General features: G+C 52.0%; 14 protein-coding genes. 11 read left to right on the forward strand and 3 right to left on the reverse strand.

Features of this window, described 5'->3' with window-relative positions; translation table 11 throughout:
* Nucleotides 1-59: 59 nt before the first annotated feature.
* The 3 genes from MKY86_RS14365 to MKY86_RS14375 all read left to right on the forward strand — a co-directional run bounded on the left by MKY86_RS14365 (nt 60) and on the right by MKY86_RS14375 (nt 4886).
* Complete coding sequence (locus tag MKY86_RS14365) at nt 60-2519, forward strand: alpha-L-rhamnosidase-related protein (RefSeq protein ID WP_076075780.1); 2460 nt, start codon at nt 60-62, stop codon at nt 2517-2519.
* A gap of 51 nt (nt 2520-2570) precedes the next feature.
* Nucleotides 2571-3566, forward strand: a complete 996-nt coding sequence (locus tag MKY86_RS14370; protein WP_076075570.1) for a hypothetical protein — start codon at nt 2571-2573, stop codon at nt 3564-3566.
* Between the two features lie 384 nt (nt 3567-3950).
* Nucleotides 3951-4886, forward strand: a complete 936-nt coding sequence (locus MKY86_RS14375) for a hypothetical protein (protein WP_076075567.1) — start codon at nt 3951-3953, stop codon at nt 4884-4886.
* Here the strand turns inward: MKY86_RS14375 and MKY86_RS34155 are convergent.
* From MKY86_RS34155 to MKY86_RS14390, 3 genes are all read right to left on the reverse strand, one after another.
* Nucleotides 4865-5194, reverse strand: coding sequence for a class I SAM-dependent methyltransferase (locus MKY86_RS34155; RefSeq protein WP_083684476.1), 330 nt, complete (start codon nt 5192-5194; stop codon nt 4865-4867). The two genes, MKY86_RS14375 and MKY86_RS34155, sit on opposite strands and share 22 nt — an antisense overlap.
* A 72-nt stretch (nt 5195-5266) precedes the next feature.
* Nucleotides 5267-7006: a cache domain-containing sensor histidine kinase gene (locus MKY86_RS14385; RefSeq protein WP_076075565.1), complete on the reverse strand. Its 1740-nt coding sequence runs from the start codon at nt 7004-7006 to the stop codon at nt 5267-5269.
* 19 nt (nt 7007-7025) lie between these two features.
* The gene (locus tag MKY86_RS14390; protein ID WP_076075562.1) at nt 7026-8270 is read right to left on the reverse strand and encodes a response regulator; all 1245 of its coding nucleotides are present in this window, start codon (nt 8268-8270) and stop codon (nt 7026-7028) included.
* 226 nt (nt 8271-8496) lie between these two features.
* Here MKY86_RS14390 and MKY86_RS14395 point away from each other — a divergent pair, with 226 nt between their 5' ends.
* The 8 genes from MKY86_RS14395 (at nt 8497) to MKY86_RS14430 (ending at nt 23876) form a co-directional block, all read left to right on the forward strand.
* Nucleotides 8497-10671 (forward strand): beta-galactosidase, encoded by a 2175-nt coding sequence (locus MKY86_RS14395; protein WP_076075560.1) that lies wholly within the window; start codon nt 8497-8499, stop codon nt 10669-10671.
* Nucleotides 10672-10738: 67 nt separating this feature from the next.
* The gene (locus MKY86_RS14400) at nt 10739-12904 is read left to right on the forward strand and encodes a GH92 family glycosyl hydrolase (protein ID WP_076075557.1); all 2166 of its coding nucleotides are present in this window, start codon (nt 10739-10741) and stop codon (nt 12902-12904) included.
* Between the two features lie 213 nt (nt 12905-13117).
* Nucleotides 13118-14224, forward strand: coding sequence for a peptidylprolyl isomerase (locus MKY86_RS14405; protein ID WP_076075555.1), 1107 nt, complete (start codon nt 13118-13120; stop codon nt 14222-14224).
* A 25-nt stretch (nt 14225-14249) separates the two neighbouring features.
* A complete protein-coding gene (locus MKY86_RS14410) occupies nt 14250-19196 on the forward strand; it encodes an S-layer homology domain-containing protein (RefSeq protein WP_076075537.1) in 4947 nt (1648 codons plus the stop codon).
* Nucleotides 19197-19383: 187 nt separating this feature from the next.
* Nucleotides 19384-19758, forward strand: a complete 375-nt coding sequence (locus MKY86_RS14415) for a BlaI/MecI/CopY family transcriptional regulator (RefSeq protein WP_076075535.1) — start codon at nt 19384-19386, stop codon at nt 19756-19758.
* Nucleotides 19740-21203: a M56 family metallopeptidase gene (locus tag MKY86_RS14420; RefSeq protein ID WP_083684470.1), complete on the forward strand. Its 1464-nt coding sequence runs from the start codon at nt 19740-19742 to the stop codon at nt 21201-21203. The genes MKY86_RS14415 and MKY86_RS14420 overlap by 19 nt, the downstream gene beginning before the upstream one ends.
* A gap of 225 nt (nt 21204-21428) precedes the next feature.
* The gene (locus MKY86_RS14425; protein WP_076075533.1) at nt 21429-22133 is read left to right on the forward strand and encodes a class I SAM-dependent methyltransferase; all 705 of its coding nucleotides are present in this window, start codon (nt 21429-21431) and stop codon (nt 22131-22133) included.
* Nucleotides 22134-22637: 504 nt separating this feature from the next.
* Entirely contained in the window at nt 22638-23876 is a 1239-nt protein-coding gene (locus MKY86_RS14430) for an FprA family A-type flavoprotein (protein WP_076075530.1), read from the forward strand.
* The last annotated feature ends 16 nt before the right edge of the window (nt 23877-23892 follow it).

The raw sequence follows: 23892 nt of genomic DNA on the forward strand, positions 1-23892 counted from the left end.
CCGTCCTTCTGAAGGGCGGCGATGCCGTTTATATGAAGGTGAAGGGAGATACGGATAACATGGCGGCAAAAGATTGGGGAGACTGGAGCGCCCGCTGGATCTGGCTGCAGGAAGAGCAAGAAACTACGGACAGGGAAGCGCGGCATGAGCGGGTATATTTCCGCAGGGTGTTTGAGCTGCCAGCCGGTACCGGAAAGGCTTACAGTCTGAATGTGGCCATTACCGGAGACAGCCGCTACAGGCTGTTCGTCAATGGCCAGCGCCAATGGGCGGGGCCTTGCAAGGGGCATGAACATGTACAATATTATGAGGAATTCAGCCTGGAGGGTATCCTGCAGCCGGGGATCAATGTAATTGCTGTTACAGTGGTTCATTATGCCGGGACCGCTCCCTTTGAAATGGGGGAAGACGGTCCTTTATCCGTATGGCGTTCGGAGCAAGGCGGTTTGCTAGTAGAAGCGGAGATTACAGCGGACGGGCAGCTTGTGCAGGAACTGCCTACGGATACTTCCTGGAAAGCTATCCGGGATCTCAGCTACCGGCTCCGCCCGTTCCCGATGATGCGCTGGATGGGCGGATTGGAAGAGGCCGCCGGGGACAGGGCACTCCGGGACTGGACGCTGCCGGAATATGATGACAGTGCCTGGAGTGCTGCCCGGATAGTGCAGCCGGTAAGGGATGACTATGGTCAACTGACCCCCTGGCAGCTGGAACGGCGTCCGGTTCCGCTGCTGTATGAGCAAGAACAATGCTTCCGGAAGCTGATGCGCAGCAGCTGCGGGGAGGGAGAGGCCCTCTTCACGGCCGGGCATCGTCTGGAGCTGCGCGATGGAGTCAGCAGCACTGCCCCTTCTATTGAAGGGCCTCCTGCTGAAGGTGTACTTGTCCAGGCGGGACAGCAGCTCTGGCTGGAGCTGGATGCAGGCGAGCTGACCACAGGTTATCTGCAGCTTAAGCTTCAGGGCGGAGGAGGCAGTCTCATTACACTCCAATACGCCGAATGCTATGAAGAAGAGACAGGGGATGAGGAAGTCCGCCGCAAAGCCGTCCGCGATGAGATGAGGGAGCAGGTATTGCGGGGTGGTTACGACAGCTACCGGCCAGCTGGTTACGGTACAGAAGACCAGCCCGAAGGGTATGAGCCATTCTGGTTCCGTACCTTCCGTTATATGCGGCTGGAGGTTCATGCCGGAACCGAACCGCTGAGGATAACCGGAATCAGCTACAGGGAGACCGGATATCCGCTCCAGCTGCAAGGAAGCTTTCACTGCTCGGATGAACGTTATAACCGTCTCTGGGAGCTGAGTGTGCGGACGCTCAAACGCTGTATGCATGAGACCTATGAGGACACTCCCTATTATGAACAGCTGCAATACACAATGGATACCAGGCTGATGATGGAATTTACGTACCTGCTGTCAGGAGACGACAGGCTGGCCCGCAGGGCCATGAAGGACTACAGAGCTTCACAGCTGCCAAACGGGATGCTGCAAAGCCGCTATCCCTCAGTGCTGCCGCAGGTCATTCCGTCCTTCTCCCTGTACTGGATCGGAATGATTCATGACCACTACAGGGTCTTCAGGGATCTGACGCTGGTGAAGCATTACCGGACGGCCATGCTGTCCGTGCTGGACTGGTTCGATCAGCGCTTGACGCCGGAAGGACTGGTTGATCGGACTCCGCGCCAGTACTGGAATTATTACGACTGGGTAGAAGAATGGCCGCTTGGCGCTCCGGATTGCACGAATGAGGCACCTGCCACTCTGATGAGTCTAATGTATGCTTTTTCACTGGGACAAGCGGCCGAGCTGCTGGAAGCGAGCGGCTGGACACAGATTGCCGCAGAACTGCGCCAGCGCAAGGCCGCAGTCAACGCTGCGGTATTGGATAACTGCCGCCAAGCGGACGGTCCGTTCTTCCGCGACAGCCCGGAAGCAGGACCAAAGGTGCAGCTCAGCCAGCACACGCAGGTCTGGGCAGTACTGGCTGGCACTGTGTCTGCTGCGGAGGGAGGGGCTCTGCTGCAAACGGTATTGACCGATACGCCGATGTCCAAGCTCTCGCTGCCGATGAGCTATTATCTGTTCCGTGCGCTGGAGCTTAGCGGAATGTATGACCGGTCTTTCGGGCTATGGGCACGCTGGATGAAGCAGCTGGAGCTGGGTCTGACCACACTTCCCGAGATCGACTCTGCGGACACCAGAAGCGACTGTCATGCCTGGAGCGCACTGCCGATTACTGAATTCACCAGAGGGATATTGGGGGTCCGTCAGGAAATAGATGGCATCATTTTGCAGCCTCATTGCGGCGATCTACAGTACGCCAGCGGAGCCGTAAGCACAGAACAGGGGCTTATAACTGTGAGCTGGGAGATTACTACCGAGGAAGGAATCGAAGTGTTTCACATGGAAGCAGTCTGGACACCCGGCTCAGCCATTACTGTTATTCTGCCCAATGGAGAGGTTCAGAAGAGTGACATCGGCCGGATAGAGATCGACATTAGGGGCTTTAACTGCTAGTCTTATTTCAGCTTGATCTATTCTAACACCGGAAGGGGATGGGGAAGCCTTATGTTCAGATCGTTCGGCCGCAACATCCGCCTGGTCCTGGTGTTGTTCATTACGGTCTATATCTCTGCTTCGAGCTTCATTCTGTACCGCAATATGGAGCACAGGAGCATGGATATGCTCAGGCAGCTGTCTGTCCAGTACACCGGCCAGCAGCATAAGAATACACTGCTGTTCATGAACTGGCTGGAAGAGACCTCCAAGCTGATCTCCAATAATCAGGTGGTGCAGCAAGCGCTGAAGAAACCAGCGTATGACGGGGCAATTTCCCCCATACTGGAAGGGATACGTTCTTCCAGCAGTGATATACTCGGCATTTACATTTGGGGTGAAGCAGGCGTGGCTTATTCTTCCAGCAATGTGTCGGGGCTGCTCCCGTTCCCCGAGATCAAGAAGGACCCGGGAATGCAGCAATTCCTGGGAGATCATGAGCAGACCTTACGCTGGACAGTCCTGAACCGCGAACAACTGATGAATGCGCCTACAGATCTGCGTGACCGTCTGCTGCTTGAAGTGAAAATTCAGGAAACGGGAGGACGGGTCCTCGGTCTGCTCTCCCTTGAAGTGGAGATTGGCAAGCTGTACAGCTTCTACCTGTCAGACAAGAATTCGATCTACGGGGAGAATGAGGTCTACCTGCTGAAGGAGGACGGGAAGCTGCTGATGGCAGCGGACATGCCTCCGGTGCGCCTGCAGGAAATCGGAGCAGCGCTGGCTACACCGGGAAAGAGCAGCCTGAACGAAACGGACTTCATGGTGCGCGAAACAGCCGGTGGCCTAATTCTGCTCTACCCGCTGCCCGATTCGGCTGATCAGATTGTCACCTATATCTCTGCGGACGGCATGAAGGCAGAGCTCCAGGCGTTCAAATATATAATGCTGGCATTGAACATCGCAGTATTCATATTGTTCTGGCTGCTGATCTCTATGCTGAGCAACAGTATTGTGAATCCGTTGAACCAGCTGTACCTGAAGATCAATTCAACGATGAAGGAGTAGGCAACACAAAAGAAATTCAGCTTCGATCCAAGCACATGCAGTACGGTGAACCGTAACGCAAGTAGGGGCGAGTTTTTTGCTGACTTTTTCGTGCAGAAATTGCAAGGTATTCATTTTTTATTTCCGATAAAATTACCTTGAAGGGAGGGAATACGATGGATTGGTTGGACTAGGATGAATAGTGCCATGGAATATATCGAAACAAATCTAGTGGACACTAATTCATTTGATGATAGTGATATCAGAACTTCCATTTTTCGAAACGCAAATTTGCTTACTTGCTTTGGCGAATAAGCTTATTGCGTTTTTTCATCTTCCTCCATGTTTTCACGCGGTAAATGAAATGTAATTATTGTCTGCCAATTGAGGAAGGAGGATAAATTCATGTTTACCTATATAGGAAATGGTGCGTATTGTTATTCCAATTCCACTTCCATGCTTCTTGACACTGTCGGGGAAAGAATACCCGCGGAATCTATTGAAGTCTTGTCTGGCGTTGGACTTGGAGCGCTCTGGTTCAAAGAGGACAACATGGTATTCTTTTCGAACGGAGTTCCACATATCGGAGTAAGCAAGGCACTGGATATACTGGGATTCACCATTACCGAACATTCAAGCATAGATAGTTCAAATACTGAAGGAATACTTACAACTGCAATCAAACAACATCCAGTATTGCTAGGACCGTTGGATATGGGTTATTTAAGATATATGCCTAATCATAGTTATCTGCATGGCTGCGATCATTATGTGCTGGCTTTTGGGATAGAGAATGGAGTGGTTAGACTCCATGACCCTGCAGGATATCCTTATGCAATGCTTCCAATGGAAGACTTGATAAAAGCAAGTAAAACAAGTCATCTTCAATACCGATTGTATCCACATGATATGACCTATCATTACTGGTGTGCCCCCAAACGAGTTAAGCACCCGAATCATCAGGAAATATGCGATGAGGCTATCCGGTATTTCAGACAAGTTTATAACGATATAGAAGGACAATACTCGGAACGTAACTGGTTAATAGGAAGTGATGCCATAGCAGAGTTAAAGAGATATATTCTGGGTGGCGATATTAACCCTAGTTTGCTGGGTCATTTGACACATTTTGCGTTTCAGGTAGGGGCAAGACGTGCATTGAACTTTAGCGAATTCTTCCGAGGTGAGAATGGTGGTTTAGCCGAAATTAAGCTATTGCAGTCAGAAGTGTATGGCAGGTGCCACTCGCTGGCGGTAAACAGTGATTGGCTTATGATAGGTGAAGCTTTAAGTCATTTAGCAGAGCTAGAAATTAAGTTTCAAGAAGCTATATTCATGTAATGTTCGGCGGTCTTGATGCAATTATGCAATCTACCAAGGTAGTTTGAAAATATCTTTAAAAAAAGAGCCATCCTTTGCGGGATGGCTCTTAAACCTTTATCCTCTAATAAATCAATGAGCTTTGGGAATTGAATATAATCCTCATTACCTTCATGGACTGTGCTAACTTCCCCGTCAATCATCAAATCCGCGATGCAGATCCGTCCGTGTGGTTTCAATACCCTGCGCATCTCCTGAATAGCGAGCAGCATTTGGTCACTCGTCAGATGATGCAGGGCAAAACTCAAAACAATAAAATCACTGAGCAAGTAGCAGTGCGCTCTAAGCGTATCGTTAAAGACATCTGATTTCGTATCCCGCTTAAACGCACTGCCCTGATATCATTTAGACAATTCCTTCTTCAAGCGGATGGTCACGGTGGTGCCTTGCCCGGGAGTGCTGGAGATGCTGAGTCCGTATTGGGGACCATATTCCAGCTTAATCCGTTCGTCCACATTACGCAGACCGTATCCGCTCTGAAACAGCACATCCTCTTTGGCCTGGCTGAGTGTGGCCCCATTTGCGAATCCGACGCCGTCATCGGTCACCGTGAACCGGATCTCTTCCCCCAGGAGCTCGCCCTTAATCCAGATCCGGCCTGCGCCGCGCTTCTCGCTGATGCCATGTTTGATCGCATTCTCGGCAATAGGCTGGAGAATCAGCTTCAATATGCGGACGCCTTGCAGAGATTCATCCATCTCATATTCAACTCCGAACTTATCCGGGAACCGCATTTGTTCGACCGTCACGAAGCTCTGCACCAGACGGATTTCCTCTTCGACCGTGACGAACTTGTCCCCTTTATGCAGGCTGATCCGAAAAAAGGTAGCCAGGGAGGAAATCAGCCGTTCAATGTCCGGCTGCTTCTTCAGCCGGGCAATCCAGGCAATCGCATCCAAGGTGTTGTATAGAAAATGGGGATTAATCTGCGACTGAAGCGCAGTTAGTTCGGCCTTGCGCTGCTTTTCCTTCTCCTCATCCTTCTCCAGCATCAATTGACTGATCCGCTCCACCATTTGGTAATAGCTGTTCTCCAGTTGGCTAATCTCATCGACTTGTCCCCGCGGGTCATAGACAGCGGCCAGATCTTTTTTGCCGAAGAGCCCCAGCTTCTTCTTCAAATTCAGCAGCGGGCGGGTAATCTGCGCTGCCAGATAGAAGGACAGCAGGAGGAGCACAATGAAGGTTACGCTGGCGAACAGGAGCGCATTGCGGTTGCCCTTGACGATTCCCGCAAACAGCTTGTGGCTGGAGATCACGCTGGTGAATTCCCAGCTGACCCCAAGGCTCGCCAGCCGGGGATTCAGCGGATAGGTCGCAATGATATAAGTGTTGCCATTCTCCGACCAGGTGCGGTAGCCTTCTTCCTTACCCGGACGAAGCGGGGCGCTCTCCTCCAGATAATTGCCCAGCAGCCGTTTGTCCGGATGGGAAACAATCCGGTTGCCGGACGTCAGGAAGGAGTAGCCGATGCCTGTGAAGCTGGAGGAATACAGCGCCGCCAAGGCCGACTCTCTGACATAAATAATCACGACACCGATATTCTGCCCCGTATTGAAGTTGCGGAACTGCTGTCCGAAGGGAATGTAGGCATTGCCTTCGCCATCGCGTTTGATCTCACCGACCACAGGCATGCTGCTCTCCTGAATACGCTTGATGAACAAGGCCTCGGGTACCTCCAGCATCTGCTGCTTGGTCTGGTAAGAATAGAGCACATTGTCATTGGTATGGATGATAACATTGCCTGCCAGGTCATTATCGGCCAGCATATCGTCAATAATGGTTCCAATCCGCAATTCCTTGTCTGCCGCCGGGAGGTGGTCATTATTGATGATCTGATAGATATCGCTGTTCACCAGAAACCGCAGGAACAGCATCTGGATGTCATCGGCCATCAGCTCCACGCTCAGTCCAATCTGGCGCTGCGTCTGAACGACATGGCGGTACAAATCTTTTTGCAGATAGGTATAAGAGTAGAAATTGAAAATAACCAGCATCAGCACCAGATGCAGAGACAAGCCCGCTAACAGAACAATCACAATCCGGCCCTTGATCTTGAACCGCCGCAGCCGGGAGTTCATCCATTTCTCCAAATTCGGCTTAACCATAGGTTTTCGCATATTCACTTGGCGGGATACCGGTCATTTTTTTGAAGATCTGGCTGAAATACTTGGAATCGGTAAAGCCGACCTGATTGCCTACCTCATAGACCCGGTACATCGGATTACGCAGCATACGCTTGGCTTCCTCGATGCGGTATTCCGTCAGACACTCGTAGAAGGTCTTATTCAGATCCTTGCGGAACAGATGCATCAGATGGGTCGGACTCACGAATACCGCCGTAGCAACTCTCTCAACAGTAATATTCCCGGCATAATGCTCCCGGATAAAAGCGAGCGCTTCCCTGATTTCACGCCGGCAGCGTGTTCCGGCTTCTTCCTCGGCATACAGCACGCGTTCAACACCGGTCAAGGCCCGCTGTGCGGCAAGAACAGCCTGCCGGTACGAGTCTGCGATCCTGTGCCAATCACCTTCAGGCTTGCCAATACCTATACTGAGCGGTTGCCCGAAGTGTTGCTGGCTCCATTCGGACAGTTGTTTGCCCAAGCTGCGGGCAGCATCACCGGCAGTGTTGATATCTCTGGTCCTGAGTACCATAACCCACTCCAGATGGCTGTCCCGGAAGAGGCAGAGCTGCTCCAGAGAATGCGCTTCCACGAAGTCCGCTGCGGCATCCTCCAATGCTCCCGTTGCGTCGGCCGTCCGCTCCACGCCACTGTCGGGAGGGAAGGCGAGAGATAGAGGCATGACAGCTTCTCCATGTGCGAGCTCCAGGTTCAACAGCTTCAGCTTACCGGCGACGAATGCCTCATCCTGCAATTGGCCGTGCAGCAGATCCTGCCAGAATTGCTTGGAGATCGAAGCGATTTCCCCGTTCAGCTGGGAGTACCGCTTGGAATGCAGCTTCTTCTCCAGAATTTCTGTGCCGACACAGCGTACCGTATCTGCGAGTTCTTCTATATTAATGGGCTTCAGTAAATAGGTGGAAGCGCCATAACGCAGAGCTGCCTGCGCATATTGAAATTCATCATAGCCGCTAAGGACGACAATGCCCACCAGCATGTCCTGCTCGCGGATTTGCTCTATAAGCTCCAGACCATTCATGAACGGCATGCGGATATCGGTAATAATCACATCCGGGCGGTGTTGGAGGGCAAGCTCCAGGCCTTCTTCGCCATTGCTGGCTTCTCCAATGATCTCAACGCCATATTCTGCCCAATCTATAGTTTGTGTGATGCCCATACGTACCAGGTATTCGTCATCGACTACAAGCGCTTTCAACATTAGCTTCACCCCGTAGTAGTTTTCTATGCCTTACAGTCAGTATAAACATGAATTGTCTTTTAGAGTAGCAGTAAATAATCAGGTGGTCAGGATCGCAAACCGTTTCATAGGATTCTAACCTAACTTTCGTAAAATACACTGTGATAGACTTTAAGCGTGAATAAGCAGTAAGCGCTTTTATAGATGAAAGACTATCGAAATTGAACGCTGTAGGAGGAGTTACGTCATGCAAGATCCATTTATTCCATTCGGGTTTCAATATTACCGTTCCCCAACCCCCTTCAAGGACCAATGGGAACAAGACCTCGGCAATATAGCCGGGCAGGGGTTCAATTGTGTGAAGTATTGGGTGCAGTGGCGGTCCAGCGTCTCCAGGGAAGGGACATTCGTGTTCGATGATATTCAGGAGCTGATGGATATAGCTCACCGGAAGGGGCTGAAGGTCATTTTGAATGTGATTTTCGACGTAGCTCCGGCCTGGTTCTACAGAAAATATCCGGATTCCAAAATGGTCACGGCCGACGGTTCCATTCTGGAGCCGAGAACGATTAACTGCCGCCAGATTGGCGGAGCGCCCGGACCTTGCTATCATCATGCGCCAGCCGCTGCGGAGAAGGCACGCTTTCTGGAGGAGACCGTCAAGGCCTTCAAAGATCATCCGGCGCTTTGGGTATGGGATTTGTGGAATGAGCCGGAGCTGACCACGGGGATTAAGCGTGAGCTGTCTTTTGACAACCAGGTCTGTTATTGCAAACATTCAATTCCGGCATTTCACGACTGGCTGATCCATAAATATGGTTCTCTGGAAGCGCTCAACGATTCGTGGCAGCGGACTTACGGGGACTGGGAGGAAGTGGAGGCACCGCGGGGCCAAGGCGTCTTCAACGATCTGATAGATTGGCGGCTGTTCATGTCGGACACCCTGACGGAGGAGCTGCGGAGGCGGGTACAAGTGGTGAAGTCGCTGGATGTGCAGCATCCGGTTATGGCTCATACGGTACCGGCCCCAATCTTCAATATGATTACGGCCGGTTCGGATGACTTCAAGCTGGCAGAGCCCTGTGATCTGACAGGCAACAGCCTGGGGTCTTCGGCATGGTCGGCTGATCTGCTGATCTCGGCTGCCAAGGGCAAACCGATTATTAACTCGGAAATTCACGCGCTGCCGGGCAATACAGCGATGAAGCCGCGCCAGCCGGATCTTCTGGAGATGAAACGGCATATTCTGACCCCGCTTGCCCGCGGCATCACCGGATATCTGTTCTGGCAATACAGGCCAGAGATATTGGGTCAGGAAGCTCCGGCCTGGGGCAGTGTCTATCTGGACGGCAGCGCTACGCCCTGGTACAAGGACATGGCACAGCTTAACAAGCTGGTACAGAGCAACAAGCGGGAGCTGATGCTGGCCAAACGCCGCGGGGACGGGATTGCCATTCTGTTCAGCCCGGAGAATCAGATTGCCAACTTCGCTGCGCATGATCATCTGGATACCTACAACGACTCCATACAAGGCGCCCATAAGCTGCTGCATGAGCTTAATTATAAAGTTGAGTTCCTGCATGAGTCTGATGTTACAGAGGAGTCACTGAAGCCATACCGCTGCCTGTGGATGCCTTATCCGCTCTACCTGAGCCGCAACTTGTGCGCCATCCTGCGTGTGTGGGTGGAGAACGGCGGAATTCTGATCTCGGAATGCTCCTTCGGTGCTCTTCAGGCAGAGAATGGCTGTCATAGCTATAACGTTCCGGGATACGGATTCGATCAAGTGTTCGGCGTCCGCGAGACCTGGATTCACTCTGCCGAGAATCTGGATCACAGCTATCATCAGGTTGCCTTCGAATCCCGGACGGCGATCCCGCTGCGGAATGTGATGGGGCATATCGGGGAAGGAGAGCTACCCTCAAGCGATCTGGCTCATGGTTCCTATTACAAATCGGATATCGGGCTGGAAGAACATGTGAAGGTGCTGGCCCAATTTACCGAAGACCTCATGCCTGCCTTAACCTGCGCCGATTACGGCACCGGACGCGCTGTATGGTTAGGCACCTTGCTTGCGGCTGCCTATTGGAAGGATGAGCATCCCGGTACGCTTCAGCTGGTACGGGATCTGCTGCAGCAGGAGCTGAAGCTGGAGACTTATGTGCAGGCAAGCGGTAAAGTCCGTGCGGATCTATCCGAATGGGGCGAAGGAACGGACCGGGGCGCATTTCTATATGTGCACAATGAAGGGCAAGAAGAGACCACGACTGAAATTAAGCTGCGTGCTGTGTATACCTCAGCCGAACCCTGGTTCACCGGCGGCCACGCGGAAATTTGGCCGACGGACAGGAAGGAGTCTGCAACAACCCGCCTGACTGTACAGATGCAAGCCAGGGATATTCAGGTATTCCGCTTAACTTAGAGCGGCAGAGGTACTGCTAGATATTATAGAGCCGGCCGGTGCGATCCGGCTTAAGGAGGGTATTGGTATGAAGTTATTAGATTATGTGAATCCCATGCAGGGAACAGAATCGGATTTCCGGTTTTCCAACGGAAACACACTGCCGCTTACAGCAATGCCGTTCGGTATGGCAGCCTGGTGCCCGCAAACCCATGAAGCGGGCGGCACCTGGTTCTTCCATCCCAGTCACCGCCACCTGGAGGGCATCCGCCTGACCCATCAGCCCAGTCCCTGGATCGGGGACTATGGACATCTGACGCTGTTGCCGCAGAGCGGGCCGTTGCTGCTCAGCCCTGGCGCACGCTCCTCCTCCTTCAAACCGGGGGAGATGCAGGTCTCCCCCCACTATTTCAGTGTACACTTGCAGCGTTACCGGACCCGGCTGGAGCTGACGCCCACCGAACGCTGTGCAGCGCTGAGAATAACTTATGATGAGCCGCACCAGAACAGGCTGATTATAGCGCCCCTGAAGGGGGAGTCACGTTTTGTCTTCCAGCCGGAGATGCGCAGAATTACCGGCTATACCAGAGGCCATACCGCCGGGGTACCCGATAACTTCGCCATGTATTTCGTCTTCCAGTTCGATACAGACCTGATCATGGAGGAGTCGGGCATCTTCAATGGAGATTATCAGCCGTTAGGGACATATGAAGGAACGGGAGAACGGCTGGGTGCCTATGCAGGATTAGCCCTGCCCGAATCCGGCGTTGCAGGGGTCAAGTGCGGTACCTCCTTCATCAGCGGGGAGCAGGCTCTGCTGAATCTGGAACGGGAGATTGGTGAATGCAGCTTCGGGGAGATCTTAAGCACAGCAGAGGCAAGCTGGGAAGAGCGGCTCAGCCGGATTACGGCAGAAAGCGCAGATGAAGAGAATCTCCGCACCTTTTACAGCTGCATGTACAGGGTCTGCCTGTTCCCCAGAACATGGCATGAATATAACGAGCAGAGCGAACAGATCCATTACAGCCCATTTAACGGCAGCATTTGCCAAGGTCCAATGTATTCAGATATCGGTCTGTGGGATGTATACCGTACGAGCCTCCCGCTGTACAGCGTTCTGTTCCCAACTCTACTGGGCGAGATTATGCAGGCGTGGACGCTGGCTTATGAAGAGAACGGCTGGCTGCCGAAGTGGCTGTCTCCGGGTGAACGCAGTGCGATGCCCGGGACACTGATTGATGCGGCAGCTGCGGATGCCATCGTCAAGGGAATCGGGGGCTTCAATGCGGAGCTGCTATATGAGGGCCTGCTGAAGCACGCAGACCATCCGGCTGCGGATGAGAGACTGGGCAGACGCGGACTTGAATTATATTTACAGTATGGCTATCTGCCTCATGACCGGTTCCATGAAAGTGTAAGTAATACACTCGATTATGTATACGGGGATTTCTGTATTGCCCAGATTGCCAGGACACTTGGCAAGATGGACGACTATGAGCGCTTCATGAGCCGTGCGCAGAATTACAAGCGGTTATTTGATCCGGAAGTCGGATTCATGAGAGGCCGTAATGAGGACGGCACCTGGCAAGAGGCTTTTGATCCTCTGCAATGGGGCGATCCCTTCTGTGAGGGCGGTGCCTGGCAGGGGAGCTGGGCGGTCCCCCATGACTTCCCAGGGCTGGCCGGACTGATGGGGGGAGAGCAGGCATTCGTCCGCAAGCTGGACCAGCTAATGGCTGAAGAACCGGTATTCAAAGTAGGCTCCTATGGACAGGAAATTCATGAAATGTCGGAGATGGCTTCGGCCGGACTCGGGCAATTTGCCATCAGCAATCAGCCCAGCTTCCACATCCCTTATCTATTCTCCAGACTCGGGGCGTTGCCCACAACACAGTACTGGGTCCGCAAAACGATGGCCGGACAGTTCAGCAGCAGGATGGACGGGTTGCCCGGCGATGAGGATAACGGCAGCATGGGGGCCTGGTATATTTGGAGTGCCCTCGGCCTGTATCCGTTAAGTCCCGGAATTCCTGAGTACGTACTCGGCAGCCCCCTGTTTGACAAGGTTACCGTCCAGCTTGACAACGGGCGGCAATGGGTCATTGAAGCGGAGAATAATAGTCCCGCCAATGTATATAGTGAATCGGTTCACTGGAACGGTAAGCCATGGGAGCATCACTCCTTGCCGCATGACGAGATCATGAAAGGCGGAGTCTTAAGCTTCAATATGGTTCCGGGGCCTGCCCCGCTATAAGAACCAGTCAAGGCAGTCCGGATCTTCCAGGCTGCCTTTGTTCTACCTTATAGACCCTTCCAGCTAAGGAAGGAAGAACCAGACACTGCTGTCAAATCGTGAAATGGCAAACCATTTCGCAGGTTTCACTCCTGTCTTTTCACGAGCAATATGTCTAATATCGAAGGTGTTGAAAGCGCTTAACAGCAATGCGGAGAGAGGAGAGATCAAGCAATGGCTCAAAGGTTTCATTCCACAAGGACAATGCTCGCCGCTGCTCTGGCTGTATTGATCGCCGGAAGCCTGATGATGATTGGAACAATAAGCACGGCAACGCCCGATGAAGCACCTCCGCTTCTGATCGTCAATGGCCGGGAGGCCACCACCGCTGAGTTCAACTGGCATCTTCAGCTGAACCGGGCGCTTACTGCCGATTACTTCATGCAGACTTATAATGCCGGTTATTCTGAGGACTTCTGGTTGACCGATTATTCCGGCGAGATTCCGTTGCAACGATGGATCAGGGACGCTCAGACTCAGCTATTGACCAAGCAAGCAGAGCTGCAGCTTGCAGAGGAAGCTGGAGTGATATCAGACATCAGCTTTGAGGCATTCCTGATTGGAATGGAGCGCGAGAATATACGGCGGAGTCAGGCGGAAGTGAACAAGGAGGTGGTGTATGGTCCTAAGCATCTGGATGGACAGGCTTACTACAGCTATTACATGAGCAATCTTGAGGATGCAACGATTGATGCGATGCGCCGTAATGGCTCTATCGTCATCACTGCTGAACAGGAGAGACTGGAATATGAAGCCAATCTGGCTGCGAAATATTCCAGGCAGGGAACTATCCGTCTGGAATGGGTTACGCTGCCCTACGGACCGGAATCCGAATACAAAAATCAGAGCGGGGCCATGGACAGAATGAAAGACCTCCAGGCAACAGTACTGGCCGGAACAGAATCGAACGGAACCGAACTTACCGGAACAACTCTCCGTGAACAGGCGGACAAGCTTGGGGTCTATGCCCGCGAGCTAACCGTTACCAGCACCTCACGGCGGACAGCAGCGCTGGAGAATCCAATGGTGTTACTTGCTGCGGAGCAGCTTGCACAGGGACAGATGAGTAGCTTGATTGTAGAGAACGGGGCTGTCCACCTCCTGTACTGCCTGTCCGAAGCTGACCCGGAAGTTCTGCCGTTCGATCAGGTAAAGGATAAGATTGCACAGGATCTGGCACAGCAGAAGTTCAGAGCTCTTGTGGATCACAAGCGGTCCGAAGCCGTCGTGGAGTGGAATAAGCAAATGGCTGAGGATCTGGCACAGCAGGCGATTCAATAACAATCTAAGGAGGAATTACGCAATAATGTTGAAAAAACTGACAATAACCATACTTGCGCTGGTGATGATCTGCACAGCGATGCTCCCCGCAATGGGCGTCTCAGCCCATACTGAAGAGACGGTGACCAATGAATTCACGGCCCTTCCGGCAGAGGAGTTACGCTCGGAGAATTGGGTGATTGACAGCAGCAACCCTCAGTTCTTCAGCGGAGATGCTGACAGAATGGTCAGGACCTCAATGGATGCCGGATATGCAGTCTATCCAATGACAGGCATCCAGTCGTTCTCGCTTCAAACGTATTATTTCTCCGGCTCAACCGCCGTAGTGAAGTTCTACGGATCAGCGGATGCCGCAGACTGGACGGAGCTTCCGGCCGTCAATGACAGTCCGGCGGCGACCGCCTCGGGCTGGTACGGAACCATGTATACACCATCAGGTGCATTGCCGGATAGTGTAAATTACCTGAAGATTGAAGTCAGCGGCGATCTCGATACCTGGATGACGCAGCTCGGAAGCCTTAAGCTCTCCAATGTATCCATAGCTCCGCTAACGGTGAGCGATGAACTGGACGATGTCTCACAGCTCTCTGCATACAGCGATAACTGGACCATGGATACCAGCAATCCCGATTATTTTGGCGGGGATGCTTCCCGGGCGGTAAGAACGGCAGAAGCCGCTGAATTTATCGTATACCATCTGCATAACCTGCAGTCCTTCAAAGCCCGCCTGCATTCCTTTGCCGGCTCCAGCGGAAGCATCAAGTTCTACGGTTCAGCGGATGCCTCGGCCTGGGCGGAACTGCCCGCTGTTCAAGATGCTCCCCAGTCTACGGGTGATGGAGCTTGGACAGGGAGCAATTATACGCCTGCAGAGGTTATTCCACCTGGTATTCATTATCTGAAAATCGAACTAAGCGGTGATTCCGCCCCCTGGCAAATGCAGCTAGGCTCGGTCTCCTTATCCAATAGAACGCAGGGAGGCGGCGGAAGCAGTGGCGGAGACGGGGATTATTACGTCGATGCCCTTACAGGCAGCGACAGTAATGACGGGCGGACACCGGAGACGGCGTGGAAGACATTTAGCGTGGTCAATCAGACTACCTTTGAGGCCGGTGACCGGATCTTGCTGAAGAAGGGCGGCATCTGGAACGAACAATTATATCCCAAAGGCAGTGGAACGGACGAGAAATTGATCACTATCGGTGCATATGGCACCGGAAGCAAGCCGGTTATTAATGGCGGCGGTATGGCCGGCGGGGCCGTGTATTTACGCAATGCCTCGAATTGGATGATCCGGGATCTGGAGGTTACCAACTATGCCTCCGAGAGGGGAACGGTCTACCGTGAAGGTATTATGGTAGAGAACGCCAATGGAGGAATCTTAAGAAATATACACATTAAGGATAACTATGTTCATGATGTATCCAGCAGCTTCCGCTATCCTACCGTATCCGGGGCTGAAGGTGGCCCACATGCGTTCGGTGGCATCTCCGTATATGTAGGAGGAACAACGGGTACAGACAAGTTCGACGGGGTATGGATCGAAGGCAACACGGTGGAACGGATTGGTCGTACCGGGATTGTGGTATGGGATCAGCGGTTCAACGGAACGGACTATGCTACGGTCAATGTCACCATCCGCGGGAATTATGTCAAGCAGGCGGACAGCGACGGCATTCTCACCTTTGGTGTGAATGGGGGATTGATTGAACATAACATTGCAGAGGAAGGAGGGAACTATTCCGAGGAAGGTGAATTTAACGGCTCCGCCGCGATCTGGCCGACCCGGGGCAGGAATAACGTTGTACAGTTCAATGAGTCCTTCAACACGAACAAGCCGGAGGGCGACGGGCAGGGCTTCAATCTGGATATTGATACCATAGACAGTGTGGTTCAATACAATTACAGCCATGGCAACAAAGGCGGATTCATGCTTTTCGTTGATGCGCGCTTGACTCCGGGGGTGCTGACAGGATCCTCTAATAATGTGGTACGCTACAACATCAGCCAAAATGATCTGACGCATACCTTTAACTTCGCAGGCGGGGTTACGCCGGATACACAAATCTATAATAATACGATCTATATCGGAGCAGGGCAGAACACCCGAATTATCGACCATGAATGGGATGACGGCGGCAATATCAATGCTCCCTATTCCTTCAAGAATAATCTGGTCTACAATCTTGGACAGGGAGGGTATAACCTGCCGGGGGTGAACGGTACCTTCGATCATAATCTGCTGTATGGCAACCATCCTGCAAGTGAGCCGGAGAATGCTAATTCCATCACAGCGAATCCGCTGCTTGTCGCCCAAGGCAGCGGCGGCACCGGCTGGAATACGGTGGACGGCTACAAGCTGAGAGACAACTCGCCTGCACTCGGGGCCGGAGCTGTTATTGCGGACAATGGCGGACTGGATTACTGGGGCAATGCCGTGTCAGCAGATGCTCCGCCGAATATCGGAGCGTATAACGGTCCCGGACTTGATCCGGCAACGCTGCCTGAAGCACCCATAGATGATCTGCGGCTGTATTATGAAGGCCTGAAGATTGTCCCGCATATTAAGGATGGAAGCAGAGGTGATCTATCGCTTCAGCTTCAATTCACGAATAATTCCACCGCAGATCCTCTGGTCATTAAGAAGATTACCTGGACTGTAGGTGAAGGCAAAGATCAGATTAGCGGCAGCGAATCGCAGTTGTCCGGGATCGCACCGGGCAACAAATTCCCTTATTCCATTCCACTGCCGGGATTCGCTGAAGGCGTTAAGTATCCTCTGGAGCTGACGGTTGATCTGGAGGGTTACGAGGATGTCCACATTAAGCGGAATATAGATATTAACCGGATGCCGAATCAGTCGGATACAAGCAGTCCGGCGCTGATTGATCTTGCGGACGGAACGCCTCTACTGACGGGTTACAATGGTGTTGATGATCTCAGTGGAACTGCGCAGCTGCGCTGGGATAAAGACCAGTTATATTTGACAGCCGATATCCGTGATGATGTATTCACTCATAAGGCTTCCGGGATTAATATCTGGCAAAATGACAGCATCCAGTTCAGCCTTGCTCCCGGTGTGCCAGGAGACAGCCAGTCCTGGTATGAATATGGGATCTCTCAGACGCCGGAGGGTCCGCAAATATACCGCTGGTTGTCCATGAAGGGGGCAGCCACCGGAGTGTTGACCACAGGAACGCTCAAGGTGACCAGAGATGAGCAGAATAAGGTAACCTCCTATGCCCTGGCACTGCCCTGGAGCGAAGTTAGCCCCGTCCGGCCAGCGGCGGGTGAAGTCTTAAGCTTCTCGATGCTGGTCAATGACAATGACGGAGCAGGCCGCAAGGGTTATATCGAATGGGGCTCAGGCATTGGCGGTGTGAAGGACCCGACTCTCTTCCGCACCTTTCAGCTGATGAATACCGGCAAGGGCGAAGAGCCGGAGCTGAGCAGCAATGCCGATTTGAGCCGGTTGAGTATTGACGGTACAGATATTTCAGGGTTCGGGCAGGATAAGCTGGATTACACCATCAACCTTCCTTTTTCCAAGACTGAGGTGATTGTAATAGGGACACCTGCTCATGCCGGGGCCACAGTGACAGTAACAGGCGGGAGCGGGCTTCAGGTAGGAGACAACAGGATTGATGTCAAAGTGACTGCTGCCGACGGAACTACTTCCAAGACTTACACCGTAAATGCGGTTCGGAGCGGGGACAACGCGGGGACGGATACGCCTGAACCTAAGCCCGGCAGCAATAACGGCAACAATAATAATAACAGCGGCGGAAGCAGTGAAGGTACTCCCGGCACAGTAGGTAGTGAGATCTTTACTCATTCACCGGGACTCCTTCAGGTACAAGCTGAACCGGGAGCCGATGGAATCATTCACGCACAGCTTCGGGACGGAGAGATCCGGCAAGCCATGGATGGTGTGCAGAGCGGAGCACTGGTGCTTAAGCTGGCAGCAGAGAATGCTATGACCAAAGGAAGTGCTTTTCAACTACCGGTTAAAGAGCTGAAGGATCATGTAACCTCGCTTACAGTACAAGCTGGCGGAGTGACCCTAACGATTCCCGTGGCTTCTCTGGTAGATAGTATTCCTGAGGATTCCCGGCAACTGGAACTTTCCGTTCATGTTGCAGATGCTTCACAGCAGCCAGCGGACATGAATAAGCAATGGACAACGTATTCCTTGCACCGGGTCTCTCTGACAGTGGACGGACAGCAAATAGAAAGACTACGCGGGTCTGCATCCATGAAGGTATCCGTTGCACACAACTTGAAGCCGGGAGAAGCGTCGCATCAAGCTATCGCCTATTCCGTCACTGGTGGAGGGCAAACCGAAGTGATTAAGAATTCTAAATATGTAACAGGAGCAGGCGGCATTACATTTACAACACCGAACTTTGGCCTCTATGGCACTGCCAATGCAGGGGTTCACTTCTCCGATACGGACTCTAGTAACTCCATCATCCTGGAGGCATTGGCTGCCCGTGGCCTGGTTCGCGGTACAGGGGAGGGCAAATATGAACCTGACCGGCAGATCACCAGGGCAGAATTCATTCAACTGCTGGTATCTGCACTGGAGCTTCAAGGAGGGAATAACCAAGGGATGTTCAAGGATGTCACTCCAGGTGCCTGGTACTACCAAGCCGTTACTACGGCTCAGGCTTTAGGTGTTGTTAACGGGCGGAGCGAGAGCTTCTTCGGTGCAATGGAGCCGGTTACCCGCCAGGAGATCGCTGTTATGCTGTTCCGCGCTATGCGTCTGAACGGACCGCAGCCGGAGGCTTCCAGCTCTGCCGCAGCCTTTACGGATCACAAGCAAATCGGAGCGTACGCTCTGGAGGCAGTTAACTATCTGCAGCAGACCGGTATCATCAAGGGCTATGGTGACGGTACTTACAAACCGCAGGGTTTGACCACGCGTGAAGAGGCTGCAGCGGTAATATACAGAATCATGGGATTGTGATTTCATTCTAGTGGAGGCTGCCGGGATTTCCCGGCGGTCTTTTACTGCTTCAGTTCAATTTGATAATCTCTAGACGGATTGCAGCTATACATTTGACTATCCACTACGTTATGTAGTAGATTATAACTACTACGTAGTGTAGTAATTGAACGTTATGGACGCATAACGAAATGAAGAGGTGTTCACGGTGAACAAGATTCAGAAGCTATCGGATACAGAATTAGAGTTAATGGAAGCCATTTGGGCTAGTACGCCGCCAGTTACTTCAACGGAGCTGCTGAACCTGTTCGCGCAGAAGGGAAAGGATTGGAAGGCGCAGACGATCTCTACCTTTTTGTCACGGTTAGTAGATAAGAGGTTTCTGACCGCTACCCGGCATGGGCGGCTGAACAAATATGTGCCCGGCATTTCGCCTGAGGACTATAAGCTGGTGGAGACTCAGCATGTCCTGGACGGGCTGTATCAGGGTTCGGTCAAGAATCTGATCTCTGCCATGTATGACGGCGACAAGCTGTCGGACCAGGATATTGACGAGCTGAAGCAATGGTTCTCGGAAAAGTAGGTGAGACGATGAAGACCTTACTCGATATTCTAATCCCGCTAACCATTGCCGGAAGCGTAGTTACACTCAGTATTCAGGCACTGGGGAGGTTCTCCACCGGACATTTCCCGGCCCGATGGCGTTACGGACTCATTAAACTTTCCTTAGTCTTTTATTTGATCCCTATAGCTCTGATCCTGCCGTGGTTATCCCAACACCTAAGCGCACCGCGCGTAGCCACAAGTGTACAGAATCCCCAAAATGGGGGGCTAACCGGGTATGTAGCGGAATCTCTGCAGCCTGCTCTAGCCCTTTCCGCAAGTACCGCATATATCCTGTTAGGGATCTGGGCAACGGGAGCCATCATTTTTGCCGCCTGGCAAGGGTATGCGTACCGCAGGTTTACCAGAGTACTTAAGCGTACCCGTACCATGGTACCGGAGAATAGTGAGCCAGCCAAGATGCTAAGGAGCATCAAGGAGGAACTTGGCCTCACATGTAACGTGAAGCTCGCGTACAGTTCTGTCGCACGCAGTCCTTTTCTGGCCGGTCTATGGAGACCGTCGATCTATTTGCCTATACAGAGTCATGCCAATCTGGATATGGAGATGGTGCTGCGCCATGAATTGGTTCATCTGAAGCGGAAGGATCTGTGGATCAAGGCTGCATTGCTATTCGTCCGTACCTTGCACTGGTACAATCCGCTGGTTCATACGGTCCGTCATGAGCTTCATACCTGGAGCGAGCTGACCTGTGACCAGGAGGTGGTGCAGGAGATGTCTCATGCCGACCGCAAACGTTACGGCGGGACCATACTGAATGTCATGGCAGGCCCAACCAGCCAACCCGGAGCCTTCTACGCCTCGTTATCCGGTGACGGCAAACAATTACAAAGGAGATTAACCCATATGCTTAACGTCAAAAAACTAAACAGACAGACCCTCTTCCTATCGGTTACCGCAGCCCTGTTAATTGCAGGGATCGGCACCTCTACGGCGGCATTGGCCTCCAAGATGACACCGCAAGTAGTCGCCGACTCGGAGTATACTACTTCTGACAATGCCGCTTCCGAAATTGCAGCTTCCAAAGTGCCCGAAGGTAAAATAACCGAGCCAGCCAAAGGTTCTGGAACCCAGCCTGCCGAGAGCAGCACCATCCCCGCCCAGGAATATAAAGCAGGACAACTTGTTGCTGGGCCAGCTGAATCTGCTGATTCTGTAACGGTTCCCGCTGAGCAGTCTCCAGGATCTGCTCAAGCAGAAATAATTGCCCAGCCGCTGCCTGAGCTTGTAGCAGCCCCTGAGGAGAGTGCTCCCGTAACGATGCCGAAAGCAAGCGCTGTCCAATCTGATTCCGGGCTTGCCCCTGCGCCGGTCCCTGCTCAGGAAGGGACTGTCACAGAGGCGCTTCCGGAGCTAGTGCCTGCTCTGGTTCCTGCTGAAAGTGTTCCCGCGCCTGCCAAGTAACATAAGACATTAAGTGTAATTTGATGCGAATTAATATTATCAAGGACAGGAGCAGTTCCCATGTGGGGCTGCTCTTGTTTTATGCTATTACCTGTTCTATCTAGGTGATGAAGGGTTGTGATGTGATTTGCTGCTGACTAAGTTTACAGAGATATGTTACAATTCTCTCGGCTGCGCTCCTTGGAATCTTCTCGGGCGGAGCATTTGAAGTTTGGGGGCGGACAAATGGACAGATTAGCCAGGATCAGATCCGAAGAGAAGAAATATCATGATCAATGTTATGATATTTACGATTTATTTGAGCCAGGCTCCTGGCTGCATAGACCCGTTACTACAGTCATTAATCTTATCAATCAATATAAGGATCAAGAATACATAAACGTACTGGATCTGGGAGCTGGAGTTGGCCGGAACAGCATTCCGATCGCCGAATCGATTAAGCATAGGAACGGAACAGTTGTATGTGTAGACCTGCTGGAATCAGCCATAGTCAAGCTGAAGAGTTACAGTCAGCAATTCGGTGTCGAGCCTTACATTGTACCCATTTTATCTGATATTGAACACTTTTCTATTGAACCAAATGAATATGATATTATCGTAGCCGTATCTTCATTGGAACATGTGAGGTCGGCACAGGTACTGGAGCAGAAACTGAGTGAAATGAATGCCGGGACAAGAGCAGGCGGGGCGAATTGCATTATTATCGCGTCCAATATCCGGGAAATGCTTCTAGAGAATAAGCAAGAGCTGGACCCAATGTTTGAAGTGAATCTGTCTACTGAGAGAATGATTGACCTTTTGAAACAGCAGTTTGCCGGATGGGAGATAGAGCAGCTGATCGTAAAACCCTTAGCATTTGAGATTAACAGAAACGGGCAGCCCGTTAAGCTGACCTCTGATTGTATCACCTTTGTAGCCAAAAAGAGCTGATCTTTATAGAGATCGGCTTTTTTTTGATAGCGATGGAGATAAGGTACTTGATATGCCAACCTTGTCAGGCAAACACTATATAAATTGAACTTGAAAATATACGAAAAAGGGAAAAGTGGCGGAGGAGAATTTTGGAACTGTAGGAGCGGTATCGTCCGCCTTTGTCACCGGATTTCTACCGCGATTAGCGGTTTAATCAAGAAATCTGGGACAACAGCGGCCGGAGGGCCAAACATTCTCTGGAGTCACGGCTGTCCCCATAACCGAAAACCTACAAGCACGAACTAGATAGCAGTTGCTTAAATCCACTTAAATTAGATTTCTACCCCCGTCTGTGACCACACGCACCACATCTTCCGTGAATTAGGCTACATTAAAAGTAGGCCAAACGAAAGCTTTCACAAACTTCCGAAATTTGATTTGAATCCTCCTTTTGCAGCGGCTGGCGTAATAGAATGAGGTTGCTGATAAGGATTATCAATCAAATATTGGAGGCTAACACAAATGAGTACACAAACCAGACAAATCGCCGAGGGCATCCACTGGGTAGGCAAAATAGACAACCGTGAAGTCCCGTTCCACCGCTTGATTCTCGCCAAAGGCACCACCTATAACTCCTATCTCCTCAAAACAGGCAAGCCGACCGTCATTGATACGGTAGATATGGAGTTCGGCCGCGAATATGCCGAGTGTCTCGCCGGAATGATTGATCTCATGGATATTCATTACATCGTCATTAACCATACTGAGCCTGACCACTCCGGTGGACTGGCGGCACTGGCGGCACAGGCACTGAATGCTACGATTGTCTGCACCGAGATCGCTGTACCGGAGCTGCAGGAGATGTATAAGCTGCACAGCCGCAACTTCCTGGTGGTGAAGGACGGAGACACCCTGGATATCGGCGGCAAAACCCTGCTGTTCAAAGAAACACCGTACCTCCACACCGCAGAGACGATGATTACATACTGTGTGGAAGACAAGATCCTGTTCCCTTGCGATATTTTCAGTACGCATGTGGCAGCTGAGCATCTGTTCAGCGATGAAGCAGGCTTCGATATCACCGAAGATTACAAAGGCTATTATGCAGCGATTATCCATCCGCACAGAAGATATGTAAGAACGCTGCTGGAAGCGGTGAAGGATCTGGAGATCCGCATGATTGCACCCTCCCACGGGTTCCTGATCCGCGAGGACATTCCTAAGTTCATCGGGCTGTATGCCACAATGAGCCGGGAGACCACCCAGGGCAAGAAGGCTGTCATTGTCTATACCACCATCAAGAACAGTACGAAGAAGATGGCCGCGATCATTGAGAATTGCCTGAAGGAGAACAATATTGAGACAGAAGTCTGGAACGCAGATAAAAGCAGCACCGCAGACATCCTCCACAGCATCGAATCAGCAGACGCCGTCTTTATCGGCAGCTCCACGAAGTATGCAGATATGATCGGGAACCTGGAGGAAGTGCTGAAGGGCATGCAGGAGATGAACCTGGAAGGTAAGCTTGCCACGGCGTTTGGCTCCTACGGCTGGAGCGGAGAAGCGATCGAGGTGATTCAGGATTACCTGAACGGAACGAACATGACTGTACAGAGCACCTCCGAGGTTATCAAAACCACCGGCATGACCCATGTGGAGTTCCCCGTACGGGTAAGATTCTCCCCAAGAGAGCCTGAGAAGGTTCAGAAGATTAAGCATGCAACCGAATTTGTCTCGGATCTGCTGCTCAGTTCAATCTAGGGAGGAGGAAGCGAAC

This window comes from Paenibacillus sp. FSL R7-0333, assembly GCF_038000365.1.
GTDB classification, from domain to species: Bacteria; Bacillota; Bacilli; order Paenibacillales; family Paenibacillaceae; genus Paenibacillus_AQ; species Paenibacillus_AQ silagei.